Source organism: Avibacterium gallinarum (assembly GCF_002921135.1).
In the GTDB taxonomy this organism is placed as follows: domain Bacteria; phylum Pseudomonadota; class Gammaproteobacteria; order Enterobacterales; family Pasteurellaceae; genus Avibacterium; species Avibacterium gallinarum.
The window spans coordinates 1-19,587 of record NZ_PQVJ01000027.1; the positions used below are offsets into that span (position 1 = coordinate 1).

The following is a 19,587-nucleotide window of genomic DNA, read 5'->3' on the forward strand; positions in this document are numbered from 1 at the left end:
AAATTCGGTTAGGGCTAATTTTAAAGTGCGGTGGAAATTTTGGGATTTTTTAAAATTCTGAGGAAAATGACCGCACTTTATTAGTTGCTTTTTTCTTTGAGATTATTAACGGATTTCGCCGTTGGCGACTTCCTTTCTTTTGCTTACCCAAAAGAAAGGAAGCAAAGAAAAGGGAACCCCGATCAAACCGCTTTTCCTCATTCCAATAAAATTTTCTTAACGAAAAATCAGCCTGATGTTCGCTACGCTCTCGCTCGGCGTGATTTTTCTAAAAATTTTATCTTCATTCGGGCGGTTTGGACGGGGAATGTAACGCTAAATTTTAAGGGCGGTGGTTTTTTTGAAATTTTTAAAATTTTGTGAAAAATGACCGCGCTTTTGATCTTACAAAATAGGAAAATTCTACTTTGCTCTAATTTTCAAACAAAATGTAGAAGAGAGAAAGAATTAATTTCCCGTGTAAATTGCCTTCATTTTTAGCAAATTTTTAGAAAAGTAACGCCTGAACGCAGCGAAGCGAGTATGGGCTTACTTTTCGTTAAGAAAATTTGTTAAAAATGAAGATCAGCAATTTAGTCGGGTGCTTTTTTCTTTGCCTACTTTCTTTTGAGCAAGCAAAAGAAAGTAGGTCGCTCAACGAGCGAAACTCGTTCTTAATTACAAATAGAAAAGCGATTTAACGAGAAAACAAAAACTTTACTTTTCTTCAATCGGGAACGCAAAAGAAAGCAAGTCGCCAACGGCGAAACCCGTTATTAATCACAAAGAAACAAGAAATTAACCTGAATAAAAATAAATATTTATGAACTACCTCCAATATTACCCCGTTGACATCGTAAACGGCGAAGGCACGCGTTGTACTTTATTTGTGAGCGGCTGCGAACACGCTTGCAAAGGCTGTTACAACCAAAAAAGCTGGTCATTCAGTGCGGGCATTCTCTTTGATAAAGCAATGGAAGATCAAATTATTCGTGATCTACAAGATCAACGCATTAAACGGCAAGGGCTTAGCTTATCAGGCGGTGATCCCTTACATCCCCGCAACGTGCCGACCTTACTCGCCTTAGTCAAACGCGTCAAAAGGGAATGTCCAGATAAAGACATTTGGCTTTGGACAGGCTACAAACTCGCTGAACTTAACGATCTTCAACGCCAAATGCTACCTTATATTGATGTTCTCATTGACGGCAAATTTATCAAAGAACAAGCCGATCCTGCGCTTATTTGGCGTGGTTCAGCAAATCAGGTGATTTATCGGTTTAAGGTAGAGTGAGATTTTGAGTAACTGAAAGGCATTTTGCGGAAGTATGACGAAGAAATGCCCAGCTTTAAAAAAGCCAAGCTTATTTAAACTTGGTTTCATACTTTTTACATCACTTCCAATCTGCCTGAATATCTTCCCCCATACTCTCCCTTAACCCCTCCACCACCACTTTAATCTTCGGCTGTAAATTCATTTTCTTCTGCCACAGCACATAAATCGGTACGGGCGATAAGGCGGTTTCGGGCAGAATCACCGTCAGCTGTCCCGTTTGCAGGTACGGGGCAATCAGCCAGTTGGGCAGGTAGGCGATGCCCAGATGGTTGAGTGCCAGTTTGAGCATGGCATCACCGTCATTGCTTTGGTGCTGCAGGGCGATGGGGTAATCCGTGGGGATTTTTTCGGCGTTGTATAGCCGCCATGCTTTGCCACTGCCTGATATGCAGAGAAATTGGCGCAGGTCTGCGGGCGATGTCGGGCAGCCGTTGCCGCGTAAAAATTCGGGGCTGGCACACAGCAGATTTTGTGTTTCGCCAATGGGCTGGGCGATGATGTCGCTTAAATCGTCCAGTTCGCCAAAACGCACGGCAATGTCCACTTGTTCGCCAATCATGTCCACTTTGCGGTCTTGAAAACTCAGGTGCAGATGCAGCTTGGGGTAACGTTTCGCCAAAGTCATGAGCTTGGGCAGCAGGCATTCGCGTCCAAAGACGGTGGGCATGTCGATGCGGACGGTGCCAATGGGCTGGCTTTGTTCGCGCGAAAGCAGGGCTTCTGCCTGTGTCAATTCTTCCATCACACGCAAACAGCTTTGCCGATATAACTCGCCTTCGACGGTGAGGATGATTTTGCGGGTGGTGCGGTGAAAAAGCTGGGTGTTGAGCCGCTGTTCCAAGCGGGCAATGCTTTTGCCAACCGCTGACCCCGTGAGGTTGAGCCTGTCGGCCGCGGCGGTGAAGCTGCCTGCCTCTGCTGCGGCTAAAAATTCTCGGATACCTGAAAACCGTTCGTCCATTTTTGCCTCATTGTGAAATTTTATTCTATAGTCTTTGGAATTTTATCATCTTTATCAACTAAAAAGAATCAATATAATGATTCCATCTTTTTTTGATGGAGTCATTCGATGAATCCGAAATATCAACCCCTTTTTCAGCCTTACACCTTAAACAATGGTGTAACCATTAAAAACCGTTTTACCGTTGCCCCTTTGACCATTTATGACTCAGGGCCAGACGGTGAGATGACGGACGCTGGCCGCCGTTTTTGGCACGACCGTTTTGAAGGTTTTGGCTTATACATCATGCCGTTCACCAATGTTCACCCCAGCGGCATTGGCTTTGAATCGCCCAATGCCTTTGACGAACGCCATTTGCCGACTTTGCGCGAATACGCCGATATGGCACACGCACAAGGGGCGAAAGCGGTGGTGCAAATTGCCCACAGCGGTTTGCGTGCCGACCCCAGTATGACACAGGGGCATGAGGTGATTGCCCCCACCGGTGATGTGTTTGGCCGTATCCGCACCATGACGGCACAAGAAATCACCGACATGGTCGGGCATTATGCCTATGCCGCCGAATTGGTGCTGCGGGCAGGTTTTGACGGCGTGGAAATTCACGGGGCTAATGGCTGGCAGATTCAGCAATTTTTTTCCGCTGCCACCAATTTACGCCAAGATGAATGGGGCGGCAGTTTAGAAAAAAGAATGCGTTTTCCCCTTGCCATTGTCGATGCCATTGATGCCATGCGGCAAAAACATCAGCGTCCTGACTTCATCATTGGCTACCGTTTTTCGCCTGAAGAACCAGGGGCAGACGGCATTACCATGAAAGAAACCTTGGCGCTGGTGGATGCCTTATTAGCAAAGCCGCTGCAATACCTGCACATCTCTCTATGGGATTTTTACAAAAAAGTCCGCCGCGGTGCCGACCCGAGTTTAACCCGAATGCAAGTGGTGCATGACCGCATCAACGGCCGTCTGCCCTTTTTCGGGTCGGGCAATCTTTACACCGCTGACGACATGCTCAAAGCCTATCAAACGGGCTGGGTGGAAAGCGTTTCCATTGGCAAAAGCATCATGCTCAATCCGCAGCTCATTAAGCTGATTGAAAACGGCCGTGAAAATGAAATTGAAACCGCCTTTGATTGGGAACAAGCCGAGAAATACCGCTACACCCCTGCCATGCTGCACGGCACGCAAATGGGAACGGATTTCTATCCGCCGTCCAAACAAAACGGCGTGCGTTACATCAGCAACCACTTTTAAAAACCCATAAAAAAAGCACCGCACTTTCAGGCAGCCTGAAAGACGGTGCGATATGAGAGAGAAAACCCATGAAAACACTCAATATTCCAACCAAAACAGGCACGGTATTACACGGTGCTTTATTCTCCGAACGCCCTGCCGATACCGTGGTCATCGCCATCACAGGCATACACGGCAACTTCTACTCCAACCCCTTTTATTACACCATTGGCGACACCCTCAGCCAGCACGGCATTGACTTTATCTACGCCCAAACCCGCGATGCCTTTGGCAAAATAGACATCATCAACCAACAAAGCGGACAAAAAGAAACCATCGGTTCATTTAACGAAAACTTCGCCGATGCCATTGATGACGTGCAAGCCTATATCGATTACGCCGAACAGGCAGGCTATCAGCGCATCCTCTTGGCAGGACATTCCCTCGGTGCGAACAAAGTCATCTACTACCTCTCACAAACCCAAGACAGCCGCATTGACCGCTTTATCCTATTAAGCCCTGCCAATATTACCCATTTAACCAACGCCATCAGCGAAAACGAACGCCAATACATCCGCCAACAAGTGCAAAACGGGCAAGGACAGCGACTCTTGCCCTTTGAACTCTTTGGCTGGCTGCCTGCACTGGCCGACACCGCCTACCAATGGCTCTATTCCGACCTGCTCAACAACGTTCACGTTGAAACAGACGGCGACTTTTCCCAAATCCGCTCCATTCAACACCGCGGCGCATTGCTCATTGGCACACTGGACAGATTTACCTACGGCGACCCCAAACGTTTTCTGCAAAACATCAATATCAACTTTCCCCATAGCGAGGAAAACACATTGATATTTATTGAAAAAACAGGGCATACCTATCAACAAAAAGAACAAGAATTGGCCGACCGACTATTGCACCTCATTCAAACATGGCAGGCGGACTGGGCGTGTCCTGAATTGGATAATGAGGCAAAAATCGGGCGAAATCGCCAGCCAAATAAGGCGGTTTGCGCAGGCAATAAGCCGATATTGGCAAGCAAACCAACGAAGTTTGGCCAGATTTAGCCGATTTTTGCCCATTACATGCTCACATATTCCAATTGAGGACACGGCCTTATGCCTTTTATCCAACTACAAACCAACCAAAACATCAGCGCAGCCCAAGAAACCGCCATCAAAACCGCACTGGGCAAAGCCATCGCCCACATCCCCCATAAAAGCGAACAAAGCCTGATGATAGCCCTGCAAGCAAACACCTGCCTTTACCTCAAAGGCGAAAAAAACAGCCCCATGGCATTGCTGACCGTCTCCGTCTTTGCCAACCGCAGCCACCAAGGCTATGCCGAATTTGCCCAAAGCGCGACCCAAGCCATCAGCGAACAGCTGCACATCGCCCCGCAAAACATCTACCTCAAATACGAAGACCTGCCCGCATGGAGCGTGGCAGGGCACACCTTCTCGGAGAACGCCTAAATGCTGGAAATCATGATGTTTACTGACCCCATGATGGGGCTATCCTATGAAAGTGAACCCTACTTACGCCAACTAGAAACCCACTTTGGCCGCCAAATCCATTTCCAGCCCATCATGGCAGGACTGGTGCGCAGCGTTTACGACTTTGTTGACCCGCAAGACCTCGCCATCGGCAAAGCCTATGCCATCAAACAATACCTGCCCAAACTCATGGCCATCTACAACGCCGAACAAAACATCAGCGGCATGCCCATCGCCATGACCGACTTACGCCTATTTTCCGAAGAACAGCCCTCCAGCCTGCCGCTAAACCTCGCCTACAAAGCCGTGCAAGCCATCGCCCCTGAAAAAGCCGCCCCCTTCCTCTACCGCCTGCGTTTCGCCACCATTGCCGAACAGCGTCCCACCACCCAACTGCCCGAACTGGAACGCGTGGCCAAACAATGCGGCATTGCCCCCAGCGACTTCCGCCAAAGCTACCACAGCCCCCAGACCCAAACCCTGCTGGCACAAGACTTCGCCGAAAAAGAACGCCTGCACATCCACCGTCTGCCCGCCTACGTCTTTCGCTACCAAAACCAAACCGCCTGCTATCAAGGCGTGCTGACCGACCACGAATTCTTCCCCATCATCGCCCAAATCAGCCAAGGCAAAATCCGCCCCCAAACCCCTGCCCTGAGCAAAACCGCCTTGCTGGCACTGATAGACAAACATCCGCTGATATCCCCGATAGAAGTGCAATACGCCTTTGCCTTGCCCGATACACAGGCCCTGCTGCCCTACCTCCAGCAGTTTTTTGCCCAAAACATCATTAGAAAAATAAACGTCCCCAATGGGTGGTTTGTGGAGAAGGTGACATAAAAAAGCTGGCTGAAAGACGGGTTTTCAGGCAGCCAAAAAGAAAAACCCGAGTTCACTATTTAAACTCGGGTTTTTATCAAGACGGTTTTTCCTCACCCCACCTGCACCCTTTGCGCAATGTCTTTCAAATTACTGTAGTTTTCCACCAAACGCGGCGCATCATCCAGCGCCATGGCGAACATCCACAAATAAGTCGTTATCGAATAAACATGCCCAGCGCTTTGATAGCCGTGCAGGCTTAAATAAACAAAGCTAAAGCCAAACAGCACACTCATCGCCGTCCCAATCAGAAAATAGCCCAAAGCCTCACGATTAGAAATCAGCACGCGCAAACGCGCCACCAAACGATAATGCCGCCAAAGACGGTTGGCATCACTTTGGCGGATATGGTGATTATCCTGCTCCAGACGGTTATTCAGACGGCCATAAAGCCCCTCACTCATTCGGGAAAACCACGGCAGCAGCGACAGAAACAGCAATAAAATCAACAAAGAGAACAGACCAATCGGCCATTCCAACACCATTAACATCAGACACGCCCCCGCAATCGACAAAATAGAGGTGATGGACTGCGGCAAATGTTCCTCAAAGAAATTCACAAACTCCCGCGACAAAGCCACTCTTGCGGTAATGGCAGAAACAGAAACCGCCTGCGCCCGCTGTTTCAAAATCACAGGGACGGCGATTTGCGTATAAATATGGGTAAACGCACGGGTATCCACCGAACGGCGCAATCCGCCAATGCCCCACATCAACAGCACCAACAGGCCATAAGTCAGCGACTGCCACACTTGCCCATTCATCACCGCATTGACGGCAAAACCGCCAAATAAGGGATAGCAAAGAAACAGCAAATTTTCCGCACCGACCAAGGCAAAAGTTGCCAGTAATAAGCGGAAATGGTTTTGACCGATATTTTTCAGGCTTTGCCACATGATGCCTGCTCCACATGCTGGGCAAATACTTGCTCAAACTGCTGTAATAGCTGACACAGCTGGCGCGTATTTTCCGCACCAAACTGCTCAAAAACCGTCTGGCTCAATTGCTCAAAGGCCTGCACCAAACCGTCCGCCTGTGCTTGGCCTTTTTCGGTTAAAACCAACCATTTTTCCCGTCTGTCCTTCTCGCTGTCCTGAATGGCAATCAAGCCCTGTTCCTGCAATTGTTTGCACAGACTAAACACCGTCTGCTTGGACAGCTGCCATGCCTCGCTGATGTTTTTCTGCGTCAAACGCTGCCCTTCTGACACCGCAATGCCATACAGTACGGCAAAACGGTTGTAGGGAATGCCCTGCTTTTGCAGCCAGCGGTCATATAAATGTTCGATACTGCCCATTTGTTGGGCAAGCTGTTTCAGATAATTGTGCATAAAAAAGTCAGAAAATTGACTAAAACAGCCATTGTAGTCAATTTTCAGACTAAATCAAGGGCGGAAAGATAGACGGTAGGTTTAAGGAGATGTTTTCAGGTCTCTTATTTTGCTGTATTGTTATGTTGATATTAAATTTCAGTCAAAATTTCAAAATAAGGATTGAAAAATAGATATACCATTTCCATATAAGATAGAAGTTTTAAAAAATACTTATCCAATTTTAAATTGCGGTAAGTATATAAATTTTTTAGCTTGCGGAGTTATTATGGTAAAAGAAAATGATAAATTGGAATGGATGTTGCAGACTAAAGAAACTCGACAATTTTTTGCAAAAAGCACTTGGGTAACTTTACGAGAATCTAATACACATAAACAAGGTAACCATGAAGAGATAGGATTTATTGAAGAATACTTTGGTTGTTATTCTGTTGCATTTCCTCCCTCATACAAAAAGGAAGATGAGTATTTAACTTGGTCTGAATTTGGTGGAATGGAAGTTTTGCCTTACGCACATAATGATGGATATTATTCTCCTATTGAAACATATGAACTTATTGATAAAGAACCAATAGGAGTAAATTTAGTGTTTGACCATCCGCAGCCTGTTATTGGTGGAAAGAAATGGATTATTAATCCTGATTTAATTGTAGCTTTACGCCTAGTAAAAGAAGGAAATAATTGGGTAAGACCAGAAGAAAATTTTGCCATTGTTATTAAAGAAGAATTAGATTTAGAAGGAGATTACATTTCAATTAAAATTAAAAAGGAATTTTTATTAGATTATTTAGCGGCAAGAGGTTTATTTCTTCGTTTATCATATTATCGACAAAGAGTGGAAAATATTGATGATTTATCTGCCAGTCCATATTATTCTCTTCAAAATATACAAGAATTTCGAGATGGTGGTAGATTTGAAATTCTAATCCGTAATTTGAAAGATGTTTATGGCGGCAGCTGGTATTTGATGCGCATATGGAGAACAGATATTGATGAAAATGACGACGCCCCTATTATGCCAGAAGAAACTAACGAAAATACACAATATGAACAAAAAGAAGGAACTATGGGTAATGACTATACTGGCGTTAGGGTAGAAAGTGAGTTTTGGCGGAATGAATGGATTGAACATAAAGGACAAAGTATACGTGTCCGAGGCGATGTTGATGTTAATTTACCAAATTTTATTGTAGAAACAGATGGTTCACGAATGCCTTCGTCAGAATTGAATAATGAAGATATTGGCAGATGGCTATGGTTTAGACCAAGTATTATTAATGAACTTTTAAACTGTCGAGGGTTTAAACTCTACTGGTATACAGCACAAACGGGAGCTATTCATTCTACCTCTGGATATAAAACCCATTTTGGTATTAATAATTCAGATTTAATTACGGTTTATGCCTATGATATTGCAAAACTTGATTCTTGGGAACAACATCTTTGGGCTGGACATAATGTTTCTCCTGATGGAAAAGTTTCATCAGAATTACTTGATTCACAAGTAAAGGTTAAACCAGCTAATACTTATGCTGTGGAAGACTTATTAATCAAGTATTTGAGTTTATTGGAGCGAGATTTCTTTAAAAAATATAATAAACCATTATTTTCTCACTCTATTGATGAACAAGCTATTCAAAAAATTTCTCGCTTCCATAGCGTAGATAAACCATCCTTATTAAGATTGGCTAAAGATTTAGTGAGAATTTTTACTGATAGGCTGAATGTAAAAACATTAAAAGAGATTTCCCAAAACAAAGATAAAGATAACCTAGGTTCAATTAAATTATTTCAAGATATTGTTTCTCAAAAAATAGGAGATGAAAAGGCAAGAGAGTTATTCTCTCATATTGTTGGTATTTATGATATGAGGCTTGGAGATGCGCATCCAACTAGCTCAAAAATTGATGCAGCAATTAAATTAGCAGGGATTGATGAAAATCTCTCTTACTTAAGACAAGGAGAACAGCTAATCCATAATCTACAACGATCTATATCTTATATTGGGTATGTTTTATTTGAGCTTGATAAGCGTATAAAAAGATAAATATTATCAACACTATTCATTACGAGGTTTGATATTTTTTCTTATATGAGAATAGATATCTCTATTCTCATAGCTTTTCAGGCTGATTGCCATCTTGTAGTAGCAAGATAGGTAAGTGTGAATTTTGGGCTTAGAGTGCAAGCTGATTCACCTAGAGTAAAAAGCAGCGACAGCCTTTTAATACCGAAAACCTCCCTGACTCCCCACCACTTCTGCCCTAACCTTCACCATTTCTTTTTCTTCCACCATCTCCGCAGTCTTGCTCAAATATTCCTGAAAATGCGGGGTTTGGCGGTGTTGTTCATAGGCTTTGGCATCAGCATAGATTTCAAAAAATAGCCAATGATTCGGAGCGTTTTTCTCCGTGCCTGCTGCCATCAGCCAAACGCCGTTTTCTTTGTTCATTGCGATTTGCATTTCATTTTTCACGATTTGGGCAAACTCGGCTTGATACTCGGGTTTGATGCGGACTTTCACCAAATTTGTCTGCATGGTTTCGCTGGTCGTAAAGGTTTTGTCTGCCCAAAATTGCAGGGTTAATGGGGGTGAATTTTTTATGGTCGGTGAGAATTTTCGGCGATTCTTGCAAAAAATATTGATATTGCGGTGAGTTTTTATGGGTTTGGTAGGCGGCTTCATCGGCGTATAACTCCAGCATATAGCCTATTTGCGGATCATCTTGGGATTGCAAGGCAATCATCGCCAATGTGCCTTTTTCGTTTTTGAGGGAGGTTTGGATATTGTGCTGTGCCACTTGGTGATAGACGGTGTTTTGCCCTTCGGCAATGCCAAGTTCAAAGAAGTTCATGATGGGGGCTGCCTGAACGCTGAGACTGGCAGAAAGAGCAAGGGCGGTCATGATTTTTTCATGGTTTTTCCTCAAAAAAACTGCCCTAAAACCATTCACTCCCCGAAACCGCCATTCACTACGATGGCTTATACCTCTACTACCCCCACCGCCGCCAGCATTCACCGCTATTTAAAGCGTTGGTGGAGGTGTTGCAGGAGGAAGAATAGGGCTATTTCCCCAAAAATAAGGTGTTTTGTATATAATAAACGTATTGCCCTGAATGAGAAGGGATTCCCCTTCTACAATTTGATTATCCTCCCTGAAGGAACAACTTAAGGAATTCTTATGACATCAGAAGATCTTCAACACCTACAAAATCAATACAATCAACTGGTTGATTTAATCGACGTTTTTCAAAAAGACATCGCCAAATGGCAACAAGCCGCCCATCTTGCCAAAACGCTTCAAACCTTTTATTCCTCTCAACAATGGCTCGCATTACACGAAAAAATGGCGGACTTTCCCATTGAAACGAATAATCACTATCACGTTTTATCTGAAGACGGTATTTATGACACTTTCACCGAATTGAGCCAATTAGCCAATAAAATGAAAGTTATTTTAGAAGATCTCAATCATTTTTAAACATAAATAATTGCAGGATGGATTACAAAATCCAAGCATATCGCTCTATCTTTATTTGCTCTTCTGTATTGAATGATAGCTAAAAATCTTGTGAAAAATACCTATTTTCAGGCAGCCACCTATCTCGCCGTCCAACTCACCCCGCCTTGATTGCCAAGATACAGCGGTTGAACGGTTCGATAATCTTTGCTTTCCAGCATTGCCGCGGTGTCTTTGAGGTAAGCTTGGAAATGGGGTGTTTGGCGGTGGGCTTGGTAGGCGGTTTCATCAGCGTATAACTCCAGCATATAGCCTATTTGCGGATTATCTTGGGATTGCAAGGCAATCATCGCCAATGTGCCTTTTTCGTTTTTGAGGGAGGTTTGAATATTGTGCTGTGCCACTTGTTGATAGACGGCGTTTTGGCCTTCGGCAATGCCAAGTTCAAAGAAGTTCATGATGGGGGCTGCCTGAACGCTGAGACTGGCAGAAAGGGCAAGGGCGGTCATGATTTGTTTCATAGTTTTTCCTCAAAAAACGGCGAAAAACGCATGCTTTCCGCCGTCTTTCATGCGATTGATTGAATTACCAAGGCTGGGTGGTTGGGCCAATGGTGATTTCGCTGATGTCGGTGTCTGCTGGCTGGCTTAAGGCAAACAGTACGGCGTTGGCGACACGGTCGGCGGGGATTTCGTACGTGTCGTACAGTTCGCGATAGCCTTTGGAAACCTGTTCGTTGGTGATGCCTGCGACCAATTCTGACTGCACGGCAGCAGGATAGAGGGTGGTGGTGCGGATATGGGTGCCAGCTTGGGCGGATTCCATCCGCAAGGCTTCCATGATGGCTTTCACTGCCCATTTGGTGCCGCAATATACCGCCGCGCCTGCATAGACTTTCAGCCCTGCCACTGAGGAGGTGCTTAACACATGCCCTGATTTTTGCGCTTCAAAAGTGGGCAAGACGGCGGCAATGCCGTTCAATACGCCTTTGATGTTCACGTCCACCATGGCATTCCAATTGTCGGTTTCCAATGCGGAAAGTGGCGAGCTGGGCATGAGTCCTGCGTTGAGGAAGATGGCATCGACTTTGCCGAAACGGTCTTTGGCAAGCTGTACAAGGGCTTGATTGTCTTCGGCTTTGACTACGTCCGTCACGCGGTAAGCGGCTTCACCGCCGTTTTGCGCGATTTTGTCGGCAATGGCTTTGAGCTTGTCTTCACGGCGTGCGCCTAAGACGATTTTTGCGCCTGCTGCGGCCAGTTTATAGGCGGTGGCTTCTCCAATGCCTGAAGATGCGCCTGTGATGATAACCACTTTATCTTGAATATTTTGCATTTTTTGCTCCTATTTTGTGTGAGAGAAAGATTTGGCCAAATATTAAGTGCGGTCAAATTTTATGAGATTTTTATTTCTTTTTTCAGACGGCATAAGCATTTTATAAGGCCGTCTGAAAGACTTAGTTTTCCGTGATTTCGCTTAATTTGCCATTTCTATTAAATCATTTGCGATAAATTTGGCGGCAAACTCACGAACCTGATAATCCGCTAACTGTTTATGAAAATACACATCTTCCGCCAAAATCGCTTGCAAGGTGGCTTCATTTTCCGCTTGGGCGATAATCAAACCGCCTTTGTGATCTGCGTATGGCCCAAATAGCAGGAATACGCCCGCCTCGGCATACTTTTTCAGCCAAGCGCGATGGTCTTCTAACAAGGCGTTCACAGCGTTATTTGTGGGATCTAATGAAATTTGTACTAAAAACATACCGCACTTTCCTTAATCTTGAATGGTTTTAACTAAGCGTGTTGCGTGATCAAGGGCTTTTTCACGCACCGCTGCAAGCTGTTCTGCTGTGCTGACATTCGGGATTGTCATCATTCCATTGGAATACTCAGGCGGCAGCCACTGCATTTGGCAAAGGTTCGCAAGCTGTTGAAATGCAGGTAAAAATTGTTCTACGGTATGGTGCATTGCGCCGTCAGGCTGATATTGCTCCGCCGCTGCGCCCGTGGTGAAAGAGATAAGCAATTTTTTGCCCGCCAATTTGCCGCCCGTGCTACCGTGCGCAAAGCCGTACACAAACACATCGTCCACCCATTTTTTCAACAGCGCAGGATAGCTATACCAATAAAAAGGAAACTGCAACACGATGGTGTCCGCATTGAGCAAGCGGTTTTGCTCCGCCGCTACATCGATTTGGTAATTTGGATAAACCAAGTCCAAACGCACAATTTCTGCCTGTGGTAAGGCTTTTTCGAGTTGAGCGAGAATTTCACGATTTGCTACGGAATGATCTAAATTAGGGTGTCCTGAAATAATTAATACTGAGTTCATTTTTGTTCCTTATTGCGTTCTGAATGAATTTGATGCGTAGTATAGACTTGCGTCATTGATTAAGCTAGACTAACAATAACTAAAACAGAATTAGGTAAAAACTAACAATGGATGGCTCAACCTACCAACAACTGCGTATTTTCCACGCCATTGCCCGTACAGGCAGCATCAGCGAAGCGGCACGCACATTGGGAATGACCACGCCTTCTGCTAGTCAGGCATTGAAATTGCTGGAACAAAAAATGGATATGCCCTTGTTTTGGCGAAACACTCGGCGTGTGGTGCTAACGGACGCAGGGCAACGATTATTGAGCCAAACGGGTTCATTAATGGCACAGCTGGAACACAGCTTTGACGCGCTGATCAGCGAAGAACACAAACCCGCAGGCTTGGTGAAAATCACCCTTTCTCGTTTTGCTTACCGCTTGATTATTCAGCCTTATTTGGCCGAGTTTAACCAGCGTTATCCGCATATTTGCTTGGATATTTCCGTCTATGATGGCACGGTGGATTTAGTGCAAGCAGGCTATGATTTGGGTATTCGCTTTGGTGATAAAATTGATGAAAATATGGTGGCGCGGCAATTATTGCCATCTTTCCAAGAGGGTTTATACGTATCCAAAGGCTACGTGAAAACTTACGGCGAACCGCAAAGAGAGAATCTGCATCAACACCGTCTGATCGGCTACCGCTTCATCACCACAGGGCAAATCCTACCGCTGATTTTAGAACAAGGCGGCGAAAGCGTAAGCGTGGAAATGCCTACACCAATCATCTGCAATGACATCGACACTATCGCAGACGGCGTGCGTGCTGGCTTGGGCATTGGGCGTTTATTCACCCCAATTCATCAGCAATTACCCGATAAAAATGATTTTATCCCTGTATTAACCGATTATTGGCGTAACTATCCGCCTGTGTATTTGTATTACCCACAGGCTAGCCAAAAGATTAAACGCGTAGCGGCGGTAATTGAGTTTTTAATGGGGAAAATGGTGTGTAAGGGGACATGAAGAAGATTTTTGATACCAAAATATCAAATATAATGGGAGATTAATCTCCCATTATAAATAGATTTTCCTTTCAGTTTTCGGCAAGATTGCATAGAATAAAACCATCTTTTCATTCAATAAAAGGAAATAAAATGACAAAAATTATTCATACCGAAAAAGCGCCAGTGGCGATTGGGCCCTATGTACAAGCGGTGGATTTAGGCAATTTAGTGCTAACTTCTGGGCAAATTCCGGTAAATCCTGCAACAGGTGAAGTGCCGGTGGATATTGTGGCTCAAGCACGCCAATCTTTAGAAAATGTGAAAGCTATTATTGAACAAGCGGGTTTAACTGTGGCTGATATTGTGAAAACGACAGTTTTTGTTAAAGACTTGAATGATTTTGCTACAGTAAATGCAGAATATGAACGTTTCTTTAAAGAAAATAATCACCCTAATTTCCCTGCGCGTTCTTGCGTAGAAGTGGCTCGATTGCCAAAAGATGTGGGTTTAGAGATTGAAGCGATTGCCGTAAGAAAATAATCCCTCCCAAATAAGGGCGAATGCTATCGCCCTTTTTCATTTTTGTTCTTTCTATTTTATGCCAAAGCATATTTAATCAAGCTAAAGGCAATAAACCACATAATGATCCCAGTTGAGCAATCCAACAAACGCCAAGTGATTGCTTTTTGGAAAAAGGGGATCAGCAATCTTGCGCCATAGCCCACACTGAAAAACCATAATCCTGACGCGGAAATCGTGCCGATTAGAAACGCGGTTTTATGCTCAATACTTAAGGTGCCAGCAATACCGCCTACGATAACAATGGTATCCAAGTAAACGTGTGGATTAAGAAAAGTGAGTGCGAGGGCGATCGCCACCGTTCTTTTAAGGGATAAGCTTGCCCCTTGTTCTAAGGCGAGCGCGGTGTTGTTGCGATAAGCGGAAAGGAAAGCGCGGCCACCATAAACCAGCAAAAATAATCCCCCCACTAAGGCTAATACCACACTGGCGATTTTTTCTTGGCTGATGAAATGCCCTAAACCAAACACGCCAAGGGAAAATAACAAGCAATCACAGAGAAAAAATAGTACACAAAGCACGAAAACGTGCTGTTTGAGCAAGCCTTGTTTAAGTAAAAATGTGTTTTGTGCGCCAATGGTGGCGATAAGCCCAAAGCACATTAAAAAGCCTTGTAGATAAAATTCCATTGCTTTCCCTTTGTGATCCCCTAATGATTCAAAATGGCGATTATAAAAGCCACAGGTGAAAATAATCAATCGCAAAGGGCAAATTTCCTTAAACTTTGCCTTATTAAGTAGTACACTATCGACACTTATTTTCAGCCTATTTAGAGGGATAAAATGAAACCTTTTTTAATTGCGCCATCTATTTTATCAGCGGATTTAGCCCGCTTGGGCGAAGACGTGGAAAACGTGCTAAAGTGCGGTGCAGATTTAATTCATTTTGATGTAATGGATAATCATTATGTGCCGAATTTAACCTTTGGCCCTGCGGTATGCAAAGCCCTGCGTGATTATGGCATTAACGCGCCCATTGATGTGCATTTAATGGTGAAACCGGTGGATCGTTTAATCCCTGATTTTGCCAAAGCTGGGGCGAATTACATCACCTTCCACCCAGAAGCCACAGAGCATATTGATCGCTCGCTGCAACTTATTCGTGATAATGGCTGCAAAGCAGGCTTGGTGTTTAATCCCGCCACGCCATTGAGCTATTTGGATTATGTGATGGATAAAGTGGATATGATTTTGCTGATGTCGGTAAACCCGGGCTTTGGCGGTCAATCTTTTATTCCTGCAACGCTGGAAAAATTAAAACAAGCACGCCAACGCATTGATGAAAGCGGTTTGGATATTCGTTTAGAAGTTGATGGCGGGGTGAAAGTGAATAATATTGCGGAAATTGCGCGCGCAGGGGCAGATACCTTTGTGGCTGGATCGGCAATTTTCGATCAACCAGATTATCAAAAAGTGATTGACGAAATGCGTCAAGAATTAAGTAAGGTAAGCAAATAATGACATCACAATTTAAACTTATTGGTTTCGATTTAGACGGCACTCTAGTAAACAGCCTGCCTGATTTAGCCCTTTCCGTGAATTCTGCGTTAAGTGAAGTGGATTTGCCGCCAGCGCCTGAAGAATTGGTGCTAACTTGGATCGGCAATGGCGCAGGCGTATTGATTGGGCGCGCATTGGAATGGGCGGCCGCACAAACAGGCAAAACATTAAGTGCGGTGGAAATTGAGCAAGTAAAAACGCGCTTTAATTTTTATTATGGCGAAAACCTGTGTAATCTCAGCCGTTTATATCCTAATGTGAAAGAAACGCTGACCGCGTTAAAAGAACGTGGCTTTATTTTAGCCGTGGTAACCAATAAGCCAACGCAACACGTTCTCCCTGTGCTAAAAGCCTTTGGCATTGATCATTTATTTAGCGAAACCTTGGGGGGACAATCCTTACCGCAAATCAAACCGCACCCTGCGCCATTGTATTACTTATGCGGTAAATTTGGCTTATACCCAAAACAAATTTTATTTGTGGGTGATTCAAGAAATGACATCATTGCCGCCACTTCCGCAGGCTGCCCTGTGGTGGGATTAACCTACGGCTACAACTACAATATTCCTATTGCAGAAGCGCACCCTGACTGGGTTTTTGATGATTTCGCGCAAATTCTGCAAATTGTTTAATATGAATTAAAAAGGATATAACAATGACCAAACCTATCGTATTTAGTGGCGTTCAGCCTTCTGGTGAATTGACTATTGGTAACTACCTTGGCGCGTTACGCCAATGGGTGAAAATGCAAGATGATTATGAATGCCTGTTTTGTATCGTGGATCAGCACGCCATCACAGTACGTCAAGATCCGCAAAAATTACATTCTGCCACCCTTGATGTGCTAGCGTTGTATTTAGCTTGCGGCATTGATCCTGAAAAAAGCACGATTTTTATTCAATCGCACGTTCCAGAACACGCTCAGCTTGCGTGGGTGCTAAATTGTTACACCTATTTTGGCGAAATGGGGCGTATGACCCAATTTAAGGATAAATCCGCACGCCACGCCGAAAATGTGAATGTTGGATTATTTACCTATCCTGTTTTGATGGCAGCAGATATTTTGCTTTACCAAACCAATCAAGTGCCAGTGGGGGAAGATCAAAAACAACATTTAGAAATCACCCGTGATATTGCACAGCGTTTCAACGCCCTTTATGGTGAGCATTTTGCTATTCCAGAAGTGTTTATTCCGAAAGCGGGCGCGCGCGTGATGTCCTTACTTGAGCCTGAGAAAAAAATGTCGAAATCAGACGAAAATCGCAACAACGTGATTGGTCTGTTAGAAGATCCCAAAGCCGTGGTGAAAAAAATTAAACGTGCGGTAACGGATTCTGACGAGCCACCTGTAATTCGTTATGACGTAAAAAATAAAGCGGGCGTGTCTAACTTGTTAGATATTTTGGCGGGGATTACCGGCAAAAGCATTGCTGAATTAGAAGCAGAATTTGAAGGCAAAATGTACGGTCATTTAAAAACCGCCGTGGCCGATGAAGTGTCTGCAATGCTCACCCAGTTGCAAGAGCGCTATCACCATTTCCGTAATGATGAAGCTTTATTGCATAAAATCGCTGCAGAAGGGGCGAAAAAAGCACAAGCACGCGCGAAAGCCACATTAGATGCGGTGTACAAAGCTATCGGTTTTGTTGCGCCTTAATGCTTATCGCGATTTCATTTTAATCATAAATTAGGCGAAAAATTCGCCTAATTTTCACCGCACTTTCTTTTGCAATGAACTATTGTTCTGCAATGCAATCTAAATAAACACTTCATTTAATTAGTATTAGAAGGAATTTTAATGAAACTATTCAAAGTGCTTTTGCTTAGCTTGTTTGCTTTGCCTAATGCGTGGGCAAATTTAGATACCAATATCAAATACAGCTCAAATTATTTAATGCCTGCTTATGTGCATTTTAACGCCAACGGATCGCAATATCGCGTTGATGCTAAGATCAATATTCCGCTGTATAACATTGAATTTAAATCCGTTGGGACGCAAAGCAAAACGGATTTTAAAATGACCAATTACCAAGATGTGCGTAATGGTAAGCCTTATGCCAAAACGATCATCAAAGGCAATGAAATTGCGTATGGTAAAGTGAAAAACGGTTTGAAAAGCGAGCCACTTGAAATGCCAACCTTTGATTTATTCACAGTCGCGTTCCAGCTTAGCTATTACGATAAATTGCCGCAAAATTTCCAAATTACTAACGGCAAAAAATTGTATCCAATGAAAAATGTATTGGTGAAAAAAAGCGAACGAAAAGTAACGCGGGATAATCAATCGCACACTGAAATCACCTATCAATTCCGCACGGGTGAAAAATCTTTTGTAGTGAAAAAATACGCTGGCGAACAATTCCCACGTTATATTTCCTACGATAAAGATGGCGATCATTATGAATTAACGTTTAGTGAATTTGTGAAATAAGGCTTAATATATTTCGTACTAAAAAGGCAGCATTCAAGTAAATATTGATACGCTGCCTTTTCTCTTATATGCGGTTTAAAAATTTAATAAAAAAGCACCGCACTTTTATTTTTAGCTCATTACCATTGATAGCTATACCCCAAATTTAGCTGTACATTCTCTCTATAACGGCTTCCCATTTGATTTTTCACTGATACATCGAAAGAACCCAATGTGGTTTGCAGTGCTGTACCTAATTCAAACTGAGCGCGGTTGCCGAATGATTGAATATCGGCTTTATGTTGATTGATAACAATATCGCTTGAGCCAAAATCATTTAGCCAATAAATTCCGGCATAAGGTTTTAGGCTAAGCGATGAAAATGCAATATTTCCCATAAATTGAGCGCCCAATTTGCTGCGATAAGTTGTGTTACCATTGAATTTGGTTGCCGATATGCTCGCTTGTGGCACAACACTCCAATTAGCAGACATTGGCAATTTAATGCCTGTACCAAGGCGTAAGCTATGCGCATTGAAGCTTTGTTTATCAACTTCATCACCACTTAAGCGTAAGCGGTTGTAGCTGTAATCAGCATCAAGGAATAAGCCATTTTGCCACTGCATTCCGCCATAAATACCGATATGGTTGCCTTTGATTTTCGCGCTGCCATAATCTTTGTCGAAATCAATTTTGCCTTGGCCAAGCCCCGTATAAAGCCCTGCATAGTAATAGGTATCTTGATTGACAAAATGCGTATCATAACCAACGCTTAGCAAATGGTTACGCTGTTTAAAGCCTGATGTGTTGGCTAAGAGTGTTTGATAAGAATCCACTTCGCTCCAATTATTGCTATTTTGCACCCAGAACCCACTTAAACGTTCTGTGTTATGCAAGAAACCAACGCGTTCGCTTACTGTTTCCCCTTGTGTATATAAATAAGCGCGCGCCGCTTGCTGGATTGAAATCACATTATTGGCATATTGACTAAATGTTCTCGCCCCCTCATCATCGCCTTGCGGTTGCGGTTGCGGTTGCGGTTGCGGTTGCGGTTGCGGTTGCGGTTGCGGTTGCGGTTGCGGTTGCGGTTGCGGTTGCG

25 protein-coding genes are annotated in these 19,587 nt (G+C 44.0%); 14 read left to right on the forward strand and 11 right to left on the reverse strand.

Going from position 1 to position 19,587, the window contains the following annotated elements:
• The first annotated feature begins 96 nt into the window (after positions 1 to 96).
• The gene (locus C3007_RS11575; RefSeq protein ID WP_165779975.1) at positions 97 to 363 is read left to right on the forward strand and encodes a hypothetical protein; all 267 of its coding nucleotides are present in this window, start codon (positions 97 to 99) and stop codon (positions 361 to 363) included.
• A 439-nt stretch (positions 364 to 802) separates the two neighbouring features.
• Positions 803 to 1,273, forward strand: a complete 471-nt coding sequence (gene nrdG, locus C3007_RS08845; RefSeq protein WP_103854109.1) for an anaerobic ribonucleoside-triphosphate reductase-activating protein — start codon at positions 803 to 805, stop codon at positions 1,271 to 1,273.
• A 100-nt stretch (positions 1,274 to 1,373) separates the two neighbouring features.
• Here nrdG and C3007_RS08850 read toward each other — a convergent pair whose 3' ends face one another.
• A complete protein-coding gene (locus C3007_RS08850) occupies positions 1,374 to 2,276 on the reverse strand; it encodes a LysR family transcriptional regulator (protein WP_103854110.1) in 903 nt (300 codons plus the stop codon).
• 108 nt (positions 2,277 to 2,384) lie between these two features.
• Between C3007_RS08850 and C3007_RS08855 the strand changes: the two genes are divergently transcribed.
• From C3007_RS08855 to C3007_RS08870, 4 genes are all read left to right on the forward strand, one after another.
• The gene (locus tag C3007_RS08855) at positions 2,385 to 3,527 is read left to right on the forward strand and encodes an NADH-dependent flavin oxidoreductase (protein WP_103854111.1); all 1,143 of its coding nucleotides are present in this window, start codon (positions 2,385 to 2,387) and stop codon (positions 3,525 to 3,527) included.
• Positions 3,528 to 3,595: 68 nt separating this feature from the next.
• Complete coding sequence (locus C3007_RS08860) at positions 3,596 to 4,573, forward strand: alpha/beta fold hydrolase (RefSeq protein ID WP_103854112.1); 978 nt, start codon at positions 3,596 to 3,598, stop codon at positions 4,571 to 4,573.
• 51 nt (positions 4,574 to 4,624) lie between these two features.
• Positions 4,625 to 4,981, forward strand: a complete 357-nt coding sequence (locus C3007_RS08865) for a phenylpyruvate tautomerase MIF-related protein (RefSeq protein WP_103854113.1) — start codon at positions 4,625 to 4,627, stop codon at positions 4,979 to 4,981.
• Positions 4,982 to 5,842, forward strand: coding sequence for a DsbA family protein (locus C3007_RS08870; protein WP_103854114.1), 861 nt, complete (start codon positions 4,982 to 4,984; stop codon positions 5,840 to 5,842).
• Between the two features lie 92 nt (positions 5,843 to 5,934).
• Here the strand turns inward: C3007_RS08870 and C3007_RS08875 are convergent, their stop codons facing one another.
• Both C3007_RS08875 and C3007_RS08880 read right to left on the reverse strand, forming a co-directional pair.
• Entirely contained in the window at positions 5,935 to 6,777 is an 843-nt protein-coding gene (locus C3007_RS08875; protein WP_103854115.1) for an ABC transporter six-transmembrane domain-containing protein, read from the reverse strand.
• On the reverse strand, positions 6,762 to 7,211 hold the full coding sequence (locus C3007_RS08880) for a MarR family winged helix-turn-helix transcriptional regulator (RefSeq protein ID WP_103854116.1): 450 nt from the start codon (positions 7,209 to 7,211) through the stop codon (positions 6,762 to 6,764). Before C3007_RS08880 ends, C3007_RS08875 begins: the two co-directional genes overlap by 16 nt.
• A gap of 268 nt (positions 7,212 to 7,479) precedes the next feature.
• Here C3007_RS08880 and C3007_RS08885 point away from each other — a divergent pair, with 268 nt between their 5' ends.
• On the forward strand, positions 7,480 to 9,258 hold the full coding sequence (locus C3007_RS08885) for a hypothetical protein (protein ID WP_103854117.1): 1,779 nt from the start codon (positions 7,480 to 7,482) through the stop codon (positions 9,256 to 9,258).
• 177 nt (positions 9,259 to 9,435) lie between these two features.
• Here C3007_RS08885 and C3007_RS11580 read toward each other — a convergent pair whose 3' ends face one another.
• Together C3007_RS11580 and C3007_RS08895 are read right to left on the reverse strand one after the other, a co-directional pair.
• Complete coding sequence (locus tag C3007_RS11580) at positions 9,436 to 9,750, reverse strand: putative quinol monooxygenase (protein WP_243397683.1); 315 nt, start codon at positions 9,748 to 9,750, stop codon at positions 9,436 to 9,438.
• The gene (locus C3007_RS08895; protein ID WP_103854119.1) at positions 9,677 to 10,117 is read right to left on the reverse strand and encodes a putative quinol monooxygenase; all 441 of its coding nucleotides are present in this window, start codon (positions 10,115 to 10,117) and stop codon (positions 9,677 to 9,679) included. Before C3007_RS08895 ends, C3007_RS11580 begins: the two co-directional genes overlap by 74 nt.
• A gap of 276 nt (positions 10,118 to 10,393) precedes the next feature.
• On the opposite strand from C3007_RS08895, the gene C3007_RS08900 reads away from it, so the two are divergent.
• Positions 10,394 to 10,693: a DUF4298 domain-containing protein gene (locus C3007_RS08900; protein WP_039162333.1), complete on the forward strand. Its 300-nt coding sequence runs from the start codon at positions 10,394 to 10,396 to the stop codon at positions 10,691 to 10,693.
• A gap of 119 nt (positions 10,694 to 10,812) precedes the next feature.
• Here the strand turns inward: C3007_RS08900 and C3007_RS08905 are convergent, their stop codons facing one another.
• The 4 genes from C3007_RS08905 to C3007_RS08920 all read right to left on the reverse strand — a co-directional run bounded on the left by C3007_RS08905 (position 10,813) and on the right by C3007_RS08920 (position 13,006).
• Positions 10,813 to 11,193 (reverse strand): putative quinol monooxygenase, encoded by a 381-nt coding sequence (locus C3007_RS08905; RefSeq protein ID WP_103854120.1) that lies wholly within the window; start codon positions 11,191 to 11,193, stop codon positions 10,813 to 10,815.
• A 64-nt stretch (positions 11,194 to 11,257) separates the two neighbouring features.
• The gene (locus C3007_RS08910; protein ID WP_103854121.1) at positions 11,258 to 12,007 is read right to left on the reverse strand and encodes an SDR family oxidoreductase; all 750 of its coding nucleotides are present in this window, start codon (positions 12,005 to 12,007) and stop codon (positions 11,258 to 11,260) included.
• A gap of 141 nt (positions 12,008 to 12,148) precedes the next feature.
• Positions 12,149 to 12,436 carry a YciI family protein gene (locus C3007_RS08915; RefSeq protein WP_103854122.1) on the reverse strand — a complete coding sequence of 96 codons (288 nt, stop codon included), beginning with the start codon at positions 12,434 to 12,436 and terminating at the stop codon, positions 12,149 to 12,151.
• 12 nt (positions 12,437 to 12,448) lie between these two features.
• On the reverse strand, positions 12,449 to 13,006 hold the full coding sequence (locus C3007_RS08920) for an NAD(P)H-dependent oxidoreductase (protein WP_103854123.1): 558 nt from the start codon (positions 13,004 to 13,006) through the stop codon (positions 12,449 to 12,451).
• A 107-nt stretch (positions 13,007 to 13,113) separates the two neighbouring features.
• Between C3007_RS08920 and C3007_RS08925 the strand changes: the two genes are divergently transcribed.
• Complete coding sequence (locus C3007_RS08925; protein WP_103854124.1) at positions 13,114 to 14,019, forward strand: LysR family transcriptional regulator; 906 nt, start codon at positions 13,114 to 13,116, stop codon at positions 14,017 to 14,019.
• 131 nt (positions 14,020 to 14,150) lie between these two features.
• Positions 14,151 to 14,540: a RidA family protein gene (locus C3007_RS08930; protein WP_103854125.1), complete on the forward strand. Its 390-nt coding sequence runs from the start codon at positions 14,151 to 14,153 to the stop codon at positions 14,538 to 14,540.
• 56 nt (positions 14,541 to 14,596) lie between these two features.
• Here C3007_RS08930 and C3007_RS08935 read toward each other — a convergent pair whose 3' ends face one another.
• On the reverse strand, positions 14,597 to 15,208 hold the full coding sequence (locus C3007_RS08935) for a LysE/ArgO family amino acid transporter (RefSeq protein ID WP_103854130.1): 612 nt from the start codon (positions 15,206 to 15,208) through the stop codon (positions 14,597 to 14,599).
• Positions 15,209 to 15,361: 153 nt separating this feature from the next.
• Between C3007_RS08935 and rpe the strand changes: the two genes are divergently transcribed.
• The 4 genes from rpe (at position 15,362) to C3007_RS08955 (ending at position 18,509) form a co-directional block, all read left to right on the forward strand.
• A complete protein-coding gene (gene rpe, locus C3007_RS08940; RefSeq protein ID WP_103854126.1) occupies positions 15,362 to 16,036 on the forward strand; it encodes a ribulose-phosphate 3-epimerase in 675 nt (224 codons plus the stop codon).
• A complete protein-coding gene (locus C3007_RS08945) occupies positions 16,036 to 16,710 on the forward strand; it encodes a phosphoglycolate phosphatase (RefSeq protein ID WP_103854127.1) in 675 nt (224 codons plus the stop codon). Before rpe ends, C3007_RS08945 begins: the two co-directional genes overlap by 1 nt.
• Positions 16,711 to 16,733: 23 nt before the next feature.
• Positions 16,734 to 17,735, forward strand: a complete 1,002-nt coding sequence (trpS, locus tag C3007_RS08950) for a tryptophan--tRNA ligase (RefSeq protein ID WP_103854128.1) — start codon at positions 16,734 to 16,736, stop codon at positions 17,733 to 17,735.
• Between the two features lie 141 nt (positions 17,736 to 17,876).
• A complete protein-coding gene (locus C3007_RS08955) occupies positions 17,877 to 18,509 on the forward strand; it encodes a hypothetical protein (protein WP_103854129.1) in 633 nt (210 codons plus the stop codon).
• Between the two features lie 119 nt (positions 18,510 to 18,628).
• Here the strand turns inward: C3007_RS08955 and C3007_RS08960 are convergent.
• A partial coding sequence (locus C3007_RS08960) for an autotransporter outer membrane beta-barrel domain-containing protein (RefSeq protein WP_133158415.1) occupies positions 18,629 to 19,587 on the reverse strand: 959 nt, incomplete at its 5' end.